Annotated in this window: 10 protein-coding genes and 1 rRNA gene; 7 read left to right on the forward strand and 4 right to left on the reverse strand. The window is 55.4% G+C overall.

The window, feature by feature from the left end; all coding sequences use genetic code 11:
- The 5 genes from rrf to ACRESJ_RS13940 form a co-directional block, all read left to right on the forward strand.
- A 5S ribosomal RNA gene (gene rrf / locus ACRESJ_RS13920) occupies positions 1 to 78 on the forward strand; the annotation flags it as partial.
- 335 nt (positions 79 to 413) lie between these two features.
- Positions 414 to 2018, forward strand: a complete 1605-nt coding sequence (locus ACRESJ_RS13925) for a response regulator (protein ID WP_431758406.1) — start codon at positions 414 to 416, stop codon at positions 2016 to 2018.
- Positions 2015 to 2707: a sensor histidine kinase gene (locus ACRESJ_RS13930; protein WP_431758407.1), complete on the forward strand. Its 693-nt coding sequence runs from the start codon at positions 2015 to 2017 to the stop codon at positions 2705 to 2707. The genes ACRESJ_RS13925 and ACRESJ_RS13930 overlap by 4 nt, the downstream gene beginning before the upstream one ends.
- Before the next feature lie 211 nt (positions 2708 to 2918).
- The gene (locus ACRESJ_RS13935) at positions 2919 to 4160 is read left to right on the forward strand and encodes a glutamine synthetase family protein (RefSeq protein ID WP_431758414.1); all 1242 of its coding nucleotides are present in this window, start codon (positions 2919 to 2921) and stop codon (positions 4158 to 4160) included.
- Positions 4161 to 4228: 68 nt separating this feature from the next.
- Positions 4229 to 5593: an MFS transporter gene (locus ACRESJ_RS13940; RefSeq protein WP_431758408.1), complete on the forward strand. Its 1365-nt coding sequence runs from the start codon at positions 4229 to 4231 to the stop codon at positions 5591 to 5593.
- A gap of 64 nt (positions 5594 to 5657) precedes the next feature.
- Here the strand turns inward: ACRESJ_RS13940 and ACRESJ_RS13945 are convergent, their stop codons facing one another.
- From ACRESJ_RS13945 to flgA, 4 genes are all read right to left on the reverse strand, one after another.
- Positions 5658 to 6404 (reverse strand): flagellar brake protein, encoded by a 747-nt coding sequence (locus ACRESJ_RS13945; protein WP_431758409.1) that lies wholly within the window; start codon positions 6402 to 6404, stop codon positions 5658 to 5660.
- Positions 6405 to 6495: 91 nt separating this feature from the next.
- Positions 6496 to 6963: a flagella synthesis protein FlgN gene (locus ACRESJ_RS13950; protein WP_431758410.1), complete on the reverse strand. Its 468-nt coding sequence runs from the start codon at positions 6961 to 6963 to the stop codon at positions 6496 to 6498.
- A 48-nt stretch (positions 6964 to 7011) separates the two neighbouring features.
- On the reverse strand, positions 7012 to 7338 hold the full coding sequence (gene flgM / locus ACRESJ_RS13955; protein WP_431758411.1) for a flagellar biosynthesis anti-sigma factor FlgM: 327 nt from the start codon (positions 7336 to 7338) through the stop codon (positions 7012 to 7014).
- A 165-nt stretch (positions 7339 to 7503) separates the two neighbouring features.
- On the reverse strand, positions 7504 to 8265 hold the full coding sequence (flgA, locus tag ACRESJ_RS13960; RefSeq protein ID WP_431758412.1) for a flagellar basal body P-ring formation chaperone FlgA: 762 nt from the start codon (positions 8263 to 8265) through the stop codon (positions 7504 to 7506).
- An 83-nt stretch (positions 8266 to 8348) separates the two neighbouring features.
- On the opposite strand from flgA, the gene ACRESJ_RS13965 reads away from it, so the two are divergent.
- Both ACRESJ_RS13965 and cheR read left to right on the forward strand, forming a co-directional pair.
- Positions 8349 to 9281 (forward strand): chemotaxis protein CheV, encoded by a 933-nt coding sequence (locus tag ACRESJ_RS13965; protein ID WP_015096472.1) that lies wholly within the window; start codon positions 8349 to 8351, stop codon positions 9279 to 9281.
- A 46-nt stretch (positions 9282 to 9327) separates the two neighbouring features.
- On the forward strand, positions 9328 to 10155 hold the full coding sequence (gene cheR / locus ACRESJ_RS13970; RefSeq protein WP_431758413.1) for a protein-glutamate O-methyltransferase CheR: 828 nt from the start codon (positions 9328 to 9330) through the stop codon (positions 10153 to 10155).
- Positions 10156 to 10238: the final 83 nt, after the last annotated feature.

A 10238-nucleotide genomic window follows, 5' to 3' on the forward strand; every position in this document is an offset into this window, starting at 1 on the left:
CCCGAACTCAGCAGTGAAACGATGCATCGCCGATGGTAGTGTGGGGTTTCCCCATGTGAGAGTAGGTCATCGTCAAGATTAAATTCCGAAACCCCTATCTGCGTATGCAGGTAGGGGTTTTGTTTTGCCCCTAAAAAAGTATTTCGATCAAAAAAGGGATAGCCAGAGGGCTATCCCTTTTTTTCATTCTGTTGCGTGAATGAGGCTTCAAGGGAACGCTACCCCTGGCCGATAACCATATGGTCACTGCGTTCTCTACTTCTCGCAGCTTCCCATCGTTTTCACAGCTTCAAAGAAATCGCTGGATTGGTTGTGGCCACTGGCTATTATCTGCGCGTTCTAAGTGGTCATGCAGCGAATCTTGTTCATGTGTTTGTCTTTAGGTTTTTTCTTAAACTGCCTGGAAATCTTCGATGCTGTCGTATCACCAAAAAAGTTTTTTGATCGTCGATGATTTCTCGGATTTCCGAAGCTCGGTCAGGTCTATGTTGCGCGAACTCGGTGTCAAGGATGTAGACACCGCAGACACAGGCGAGCAGGCGCTGAAAATGTGTTCGCAGAAGTCCTACCATTTCATCCTGCAGGATTTCCACTTGGGCGATGGCAAGAAGAACGGTCAGCAGGTGCTCGAAGACCTAATGATCGAGAAGCTGATCAGCCATGAAAGTGTGTTTGTCATGGTTACTGCCGAGACCAGTCAGGCCATGGTGCTCAGTGCGTTGGAGCACGAGCCCGACGCATATCTGACCAAGCCCTTCAATCGTTCAGGGCTGGCCCAGCGGCTTGAGCGCTTGGAGCAACGCAAGACTCTGCTCAAGCCCATCCTGCAAGCCCTCGACCGGGGCAAACCGGTTGAAGTGCTCAATGCTTGCATCGCCTTGTGCAAGCAAGACATTCGTTATTCGCCGTTGTGTCTGCGATACCGTGCCGATGCCCTGCGCGACTTGAATCAAAATGAGGCTCTTGAGCGTCTCTATGACAGCATCATTGCTGACCGACCTTTGCCTTGGGCGTTTGCCGGTCTGGGCCAGTTGCTGTTCAAGCGTGGTCAAGTTGCGCAGGCTAAAGGTGTTTACGAAAAAGCTCTGAAAGTGTTCCCAATGATGCCGGCGCTCTACGATGGCATGGCCGATGTACTGGTCGCCGAAGGGGATACAAAGGCTGCCCAGAAGGTACTGGAAGAGGCTATTCGTCTTTCGCCTCTAGCGGTACGACGGCAAGCGCAGCTCGGTAAGTTGGCTATGACCAACGAGGATTTTGATACTGCTTCCAAAGCCTATCGCCAAGCTGTCGTTCAGGGGGCGCAATCACGTTTCAAGGATGCGGAAAGTAACCTTGGACTGGCCCATGCGTTAATCAGTAAAGGCAGTGAAAAGGGGCTGGATACCCGGACTCGATTGGAAATCAACACGACGTTGAGCGCTGTGGCCAAAGAGAATCCGTCTGATCCTGGTCTGCAAATTCGTGCGCGATTGATGAAGGCCACCAGTCTGTTGCTCAATGATGCCGAAACCGCGGAAAAGTTGACCGAGCAAGCGATGATGCGCCTTGATGGCATGGAGCAGTTCATGAGTGCTGAAGCTGCGATGCTGGTGGCCAAGCAACTGCAAATGCTTGGACAAGCCGATGCCGGCGCGTCGATGTTGAAAAACTGCGCAGAGATCTACGGCGACGATCCGTCCGTAATGAAAGGCATTGCCAAGCTTACGGATGACCCCACCATTCTCAACTCCGGCAACGCAGCCGCTGATCTCAACCGTCAGGGTGTGCGTGTGTACAAGACCGGAAATCTCGTGGAGGCCCGTGATGTTTTCCGAAAAGCCCTGGCGATGCAGCCCAAGAACATCAGTATTGCGCTGAATATGGCGCAGGCTTTGCTACACGGTACCGATACCAAGGTTCCTTCGGCCGAGCTCGAGGAATGCCGGACCTGTCTGAAAATGGTTGGTTTGATGCCTGATACCGACGCACGCTATCCGCGATATCAGAAACTTAAAAGCAAGGCGTTTGGTGAATGAACGACAACCAGCAGGCTCTGGATTTCTCCACGGTGATCGCTTCCACCGTGCACGATATGAAGAACTCATTGGCTATGCTGATGCAGGCCCACAGCCAATGGTTGGGCGGCCTGCCCGATCCGGCACGGCATACACCCGAGCAAGGTGTGATTGAGTTCGAATTCGCTCACCTGAACGGTATGCTTGTGCAGTTGCTGGGGTTGTACAAACTGGGTGTCAATCAGATGCCATTGCAACCGGCCTATCACGAACTGGATGACTTCATCGAGGCTCAGTTGGCCTGCCATCAGGATGTCTTCACCAGCCGTGGTATTGCTGCAACGTTTGAAGTCGATCCCTTGAGTCCATTGGGTTTCTTCGACCGTGAATTGATCGCGTCGGTGCTTGCCAACAGTATCAACAATGCCATTCGTTATGCGCGTCATGCCGTTTTGATCAGCGTCAGCGATGAGGCCGGGCAGCTAGTGCTGACCATCAACGATGATGGTCAAGGTTACCCTATCGAAATGATTGAGCGTCAGGCCGATTACATTCAGGGCATTAATCACAGCAGCGGCAGCACTGGCCTCGGGCTGTATTTCGCGGGCCGGATTGCAGAATTGCATCAGCGCAATGGCATCAGTGGTCGCACCGAAATCAGTAATGGCGGTCCATTGGGTGGTGGCGTATTCAGTCTCTATCTACCCTGAATTTTCCCTCATAAAGCATTTTGTTTGACGCTGCTTGATATTCCGAACGCGCGGAGCCTATTTTGTACGGGTCGCCGCTCGCGGCTCGCACAATGACAAGGATTGCGTTATGACAACCGATGGCCTGGGCTCACTCGCGCAGCGATTGATGGGCGTTGATGAGATTGAGTGTGTTACGCCGGATTTAAATGGTGTGCCACGGGGCAAAGTGATGACCGCCGAGGGTTTCCTCGAGGGGCGGCGCTTGCAGTTGGCCAGGGGCGTACTCCTGCAATGCATCATGGGTGGATATCCGCCAGCGCGTTTCTATGGCAGCGACGATGGCGACCTTGCGCTGGTTCCAGATCCGGCGCAAGTTCACCTTTTACCCTGGAGTAAGCATCCGCGAGCATTTGCCATCTGTGATGCGGATGAACTGACCGGCGAAACCTCCAACCTGTCTACCCGCGGCCAACTTAAGGCAGTTATCTCACGCTACACCGCCTTGGGTCTGGCGCCGGTGGTTGCTACCGAGCTCGAATTTTTTGTTTTCTCTCCCAATCCCGATCCGACACAACCTTTTCAGCCACCAGTAGGCCTGGATGGCCGTCGCGAAGTCGGTCATTCGGCGTTCAGTGTCAGCTCCAATAGTGGCCTGCGTCTGTTCTTCAATGAAGTTTATGAATGCATGGCGGCGCTAGGCTTGCCTCGCGATACGTTCATGCACGAGATGGGCGTCAGTCAGTTTGAGATCAACTTGCTGCATGGTGATCCGCTGTTGTTGGCCGACCAGACATTTCTGTTCAAACATCTGCTCAAGGAGGTCGCGCTCAAGCATGGTCTGACGGTGGTCTGTATGGCGAAACCCTTGGCGCATACCCCGGGTAGTTCGATGCATATCCACCAGAGCATCGTTGAGATCTGCAGTGGACGGAACGTGTTCAGTGATGAAGCTGGTCAACCTACTGCGATCTTCCGGCATTTCATTGCGGGCCAACAGGCGGGCATGGCGGATTTCACCGCGCTGTTTGCTCCGAACGTCAATTCTTACCAGCGCTTGTGCCACCCTTTCGCATCACCGAATAATGCCTGCTGGTCCCATGACAACCGGGCTGCAGGCTTGCGTATTCCCGCCAGCTCATCCGTCGCTCGTCGGGTAGAGAACCGTTTACCAGGCGCTGATGCCAACCCGTACCTGGCGATTGCCGCTAGCCTGGCTGCAGGTTTATATGGCATAGAGCACAAACTGGAGCCGAGTGAGCCGATTCAGGGGGAATTCGAGGTGCCCGATAATCTTTCGTTGCCGTGTACCTTGCATGCTGCGCTTGAGCGTCTGAAGCGTAGCCATTTGGCTAAGGAACTGTTCGGCATGGAGTTCATCGAAGGCTACATCGCTTCCAAGACGATGGAACTGACCAGTTTCTATGATGAAATCACTCCCTGGGAACGCCGAGTTCTAGCAGCCCAGGCCTGACGAAATGTCGACATCGGGCTATCGTTTGATTGCCCGTTACTCACTGCAAGGAGCCGCTCGGAACGCCGATGCGCCAAATCTGGAAATCCTTTCGAGCGCTTTATTTTGCCTCGCTGATGATGTTGATCGGCTCAGGCTTGTTGAGTACCTACCTGGCGTTGCGCCTGGCTGCCGATCATGTCGACAGCTTGTGGGTCGGTGCTCTGATGGCAGCCAACTATTTCGGCTTGGTGCTTGGCGGCAAGATCGGCCATCGGCTCATTGCCCGAGTTGGGCATATCCGTGCCTATTCCGCCTGCGCGGGCATCGTCGGTGCAGCGGTATTGGGGCATGGTCTGGTCAATTGGCTGCCCGCATGGCTGTTCCTGCGGGTTATTGTTGGTCTTGGCATGATGTGCCAGTACATGGTCATCGAGAGTTGGCTCAATGAGCAGGCCGATGCCAAGCAGCGCGGACTGGTGTTCAGTGGCTACATGATCGCCTCATACCTGGGGTTGGTGCTGGGGCAGTTGATTCTGGTCATGCATCCGGGGCTCGGGCTTGAATTGCTGATGCTGGTTGCTCTGTGTTTCGCCCTGTGTCTTGTGCCAGTGGCTTTGACGCGACGTATTCACCCCGCACCATTGCATCCGGCACCGATGGAGCCACGGTTCTTTATCAAGCGTGTACCGCAGTCGCTGAGTACAGTGCTGGGAGCGGGCTTGATCGTGGGCTCGTTTTACGGTCTGGCACCGCTGTATGCCTCGCAACAAGGGTTGTCGACGGAGCAGGTCGGTCTGTTCATGGGGTGCTGCATCTTTGCCGGTTTGCTGGTGCAATGGCCGTTGGGTTGGCTGTCCGACCGCTATGATCGGGCGTTGCTGATTCGTTGTTTTGCGTTCAGCCTGGCGCTCGCCGCCATGCCGCTGGCGATCATGAAGCAGGTGCCGCTGGAGGTATTGTTCATCGCCGGTTTCCTTTGCTCGCTGGTTCAGTTTTGCCTGTACCCGCTGGCGGTGGCGTTCTCCAACGACCATGTTGAGGGTGATCGCCGTGTGTCGCTGACTGCGATGTTGCTGGTTACCTACGGCGTTGGTGCCAGTATCGGGCCATTGGTGGCCGGTGTGCTGATGAAGCTGTTCGGCAGCCAGATGCTCTATGCGTTCTTCAGTTTCTTCGCCTTGGTGCTGGTGTGGCGAATTCGCCCGAAAGCGGTGACCAACCTGCACCAGGTGGACGATGCACCGCTGCATCACGTTGCCATGCCAGAAAGTATGTCGAGTTCACCACTGGTGGCGGCACTCGATCCACGGGTAGATGAGCAAGTGGTACAGGATCAGATGCAGAATCCGGTGCCTGCCGAGCCGACACCGGAACCGGAACCGCAAAACGATACGCCTGCGGAGGATACCGACTCGGGTCAGGAGCAAGGTTTTACCGAAGCCAGGCCATAAATCGCGGGCATAAAAAACGGGCAGTCACCGAAAGGGACTGCCCGTTTTGTGTTGGAGCGTTGAATCAGAAGTCGTCTTTGTCGAAGCGACGCGCTTCACGTTGCAATTGATAGACAAACCGCTCGACTTGCCGCTGCACCAAGCCGCTCATGTTATGAAAGCGTACGCCAGCGAAGGTGGTGGAGATTTTTTCTTCGAAGTGCAGGTAGCGCAGTTCGACCGGGGCCGTCATCTTGCCGAAGGGCAGGTCGGCATTGAAACGGTCGTAGACCTGACCCAATTGAAGGCTACCGGAGATATCGCCATCGAAACGCAGCTTGCAGCCGGTAGCAGAAATATCCAGCAATTTGCCGCTGATCGGGGCCTTTAGCTTTTCACCGTCCAGATTGACATTAACCAACTGTGCCAACTTCAATGCTGCGCGAAACGCGTTGCGGCGCTGGTGGTACACCACTTCATCAGGCAAGGTTCCGCGGTAGCAGCGACTACCATTGAACTCGCTGATAGTCAGCGGCCCGTTGCTCTCCCAGGCGATACGCACGCCGTCGTGAAAGCCTTCAACCTTGAACGGCTCGCCCGCCAGCAGATAGCGCTCGCCATCACGGGGAATCATTTCGTCCAGGGCAATCATGTTGTTTTCACGATCGAGATCTACCAGATAGCTCTGGAAGCGCTGGCTACGCTCGTGGAACGTAATGATCAGCGGGTCATGACTTTCTTGCAGTTGGCGCAGGTTGCCGGAGATTTCCAGGGGCGTGCTGAGCACCTTGGGTGGCTGCGGAGCATCTTCCGCATTTAAGGCATTGGACACGGTTAATCAATCTCCAGACAATATTGGCTACGGCTTGCCGGCATATTGCCAGCATGTTCCGCCTCTTGATAGAGCTTACTCGTCGACAGGTTCAAGCCTGACTGAGCGGGCGCGGTTTCACAAGCTTGGAAAATGTTCCGCTGGCATCGTAGAGCGCTGGAGTATCGCCACCGTTCAGGATTTTCAGCTGAGTAGCTGTGGCAATCTGCTGGATCACAATCGACTTGCCGTTGTTAGCGTTGGCAGTCTGGCATTGGTTCAGAAGGTCGGTCAGGACATCGCTTTGAGTGAGCAATGCTTCGCCAATGCTGGACTGGCTGGCCAGTTGCTCCAGACCGCTACGGTTGGTTGGCAAATTCAGACTGGCAAGGATTTCGCTGCGCTTGCGGCCATGCTGATCGAGCAAAATGATCAATGCCTGCTTCTGCGCCAGAATATTTTCGAGCAGGATCATGTCGCGACCATGCAAGGCGAGGGACTCGGTTTGCAACAACTCCAGCAGTTGTTGCGCTGGAGCAAAATCGTCGGTGATCAGTTGCAGTAAATTAGTGTCGTGCATGGCTGGCCTTGGGTTTTAAGCGTCCAAAAGCCTCGCGCCGGCCGTGGCCTAACGCTGGGCTTCGAAGTTGAGCAGTTTGCTGGCTACACGGTTGCTGTCGACTTTGTAGCTGCCATCGGCAATCGCTGCTTTCAACTCGGCCACGCGGGCGTTGTCGACGACAGGCTGATCGCGCAGCGTATCAGTGACCTTTTGCAACTGTTGAGCCTCATTGCTGAGGTGTACCGATTCCCCGCTAGTGACGGTGCTGGCCTGCTCGGCCTGGGTATTCAGCGGCGCGGATTTGCCAGCATCGGCGGTTTCCTTGGCAACGCTGGTACGTGTACTGCCCGTAAGTGACGAGGAGCTGTTCAAACGGCTGAAATCGATGACCATGATAAAAACCTCTGGGAATTTGGACGCTTGCCATGTTCTCGGCCATCCCCGGCAAAACTTTAGGCTCATTTATCAATGAGCTTGCGCGCGCCAGCGCTTGCCCTGGATAGGGCACAGTTTAGGGAACAGCCTCGGTTAGCGCCACATCTCCACGAACAGAGTGTCCTACATGGACACCTCCACTTGCCCCGGCGCCATGACTTGCGCCTTGATCACCCGATTGGAATTGAGGTTCTTCACCCGGATTTGTTCGCTCAAGCCGCCGTTGGCCAACGCTTCGCCAGGCATTCGCACGCTAAGCGTTCCACTGCGAGCGGTTATCACCACTTGATCGCCTTTGCGGATGACTTCCGCCTGTTCGATATGCACCAGGCTGATGACCTGGTCATTGACCATTGGTCGGGTAAGTCTTTGTCCGATCGCCTGGTCCAGGGAGGTCAAGTACCCCTGGCTCAACAGGCTGACATCACGTTCACGCAAGGAGACATCGGCCGGTTCGACAATGCCGGCGCGGCGCAGGGGCCGAGTGGTGGTTACAACGTCGCGAAACAGGCGAACTTGAGCGGGTACGAAGACTGTCCACGGGGATGCGCCCTCGCAGCGAACCTTGACGGTGACCCTGCCCAATGGCTTGGCTGGACTCTCCAGCGTGGCTGTCAATTCCTTGTCGCACATCGGCATGCGCAGCCGTGGATCGAGCTGGTTGACCTGGATCTCGTAGCGGCCTTCCGTTTGACTCGTCGCCAGATAGTCTTCTACGGTGAATTCAAGAAAGCCCTGAGTGACGCCGATAAGCATGTCAGGCAAGGTAACTGCGTCAGCAAGGGCATGGCTGCCAGCGTTGAACAGGCAGGCAGCGACCAACGCACCGAGCCATTTGCGGTAGGGTGTAGTCGGGCGTCGAAAAAATGTCGGTTCTGTGGTCATGAAAAGATAAAAAGCAAGCGCCGTGCCGTTTAGAGATGAATGTGCGTCGCAACAACACTTAGCGTTGGTGTAGGAGTCTGGGCATGGCTGGTGTAATGGATTCGGTGAACCAGCGCACGCAACTGGTGGGGCAGAATCGCCTTGAGCTGTTGTTGTTCCGTCTCGACGGCCAACAGCTGTATGGGATCAACGTGTTCAAGGTTCGGGAGGTGCTGCAATGCCCCCAACTGACGCTGATGCCCAAGTCCAGTCCTGTCGTGTGCGGCGTGGCGAATATTCGGGGGGCGACCATTCCGATTCTGGATCTGGCAATGGCGACCGGCTCCGGTGCTTTGAAAGACAAGAATAATCCCTTCGTGATCATCACGGAGTACAACACCAAGACCCAGGGTTTCCTGGTGCGCTCGGTAGAACGCATCGTCAACATGAACTGGGAGGAGATCCATCCGCCACCCAAGGGCACGGGGCGCGATCACTACCTGACGGCGGTGACGCGGGTCGACAATCAGTTGGTGGAAATCATCGACGTGGAGAAGGTGCTGGCGGAAGTGGCGCCGACACCGGAAGCGATTTCCGTCGGCGTGGTGGATGTCGAAACCCAACACAAGGCGCTTTCGCTACGGGTGCTGACGGTCGATGACTCGTCGGTGGCGCGCAAGCAGGTCACGCGTTGCCTGCAGACGGTCGGTGTCGAAGTGGTTGCGCTGAACGACGGCCGGCAAGCGCTGGATTACTTGCGCAAACTGGTCGACGAGGGCAAGAAGCCGGAAGAGGAGTTTCTGATGATGATCTCCGACATCGAGATGCCGGAGATGGACGGTTACACCCTGACGGCCGAGATCCGCAACGACCCTCGCATGCAAAAGCTTCATATCATCCTGCATACTTCGTTGTCGGGCGTGTTCAATCAGGCGATGGTCAAGAAGGTCGGTGCCGATGACTTCCTGGCCAAATTCCGTCCTGATGACCTGGCATCCCGGGTAGTTGACCGGATCAAAGCAGCAGATATCAGCTAGGGGCGTTCGGCCCTTGGTAGTCAACACGATTTAAGAGGCGGCAGCATTGTCTACGGGTAATTTGGATTTCGAACAGTTCCGGGTGTTCCTGGAAAAAGCCTGTGGCATTTTGCTCGGTGAAAACAAACAGTATCTGGTCTCCAGCCGTCTCAACAAACTGATGGAGCAGCAAGGCATCAAGTCTTTGGGTGAGTTGGTCCAGCGCATCCAGACCCAGCCGCGCAGCGGTTTGCGCGAGATGGTGGTGGATGCGATGACGACTAACGAAACCCTGTGGTTTCGTGACACCTATCCGTTCGAAGTCTTGAAGAACAAGGTGCTGCCCGAAGCGATCAAAGCCAGTCCCGGCCAGCGTCTGCGGATCTGGTCGGCGGCGTGTTCGTCGGGTCAGGAGCCGTATTCGCTGTCGATGTCCATCGACGAGTTCGAGCGGATAAATGCCGGACAGTTGAGGATGGGCGTGCAGATTGTCGCCACCGACCTTTCCGGCACCATGCTGACCAATTGCAAGACCGGCGAGTACGACAGCCTGGCCATAGGTCGTGGTCTGTCGCCAGAACGCTTGCAGCGTTATTTCGATCCGAAGGGACCGGGGCGTTGGGCCATCAAGGCACCGATCAAGAGTCGGGTGGAGTTTCGTTCCTTCAACTTGCTGGACAGCTACGCGAGCCTCGGTAAATTCGATATCGTGTTCTGCCGCAACGTGCTGATCTACTTCTCTGCTGAAGTGAAGAAGGACATCCTGTTGCGTATTCACAGCACGTTGAAACCGGGTGGCTATCTGTTTCTCGGTGCCTCTGAAGCGCTGAACGGATTGCCGGATCATTACCAGATGGTCCAGTGCAGCCCGGGGATCATTTACCAGGCGAAGTGAATTCGCTGGCGGCATAAAAACGGGAGTCCTCAAAGGCTCCCGTTTTTTTATGCCCGATGATCCCGTGCCCTTGTAGGAGCCGG

The organism is Pseudomonas sp. (assembly GCF_050739655.1).
GTDB lineage: Bacteria > Pseudomonadota > Gammaproteobacteria > Pseudomonadales > Pseudomonadaceae > Aquipseudomonas.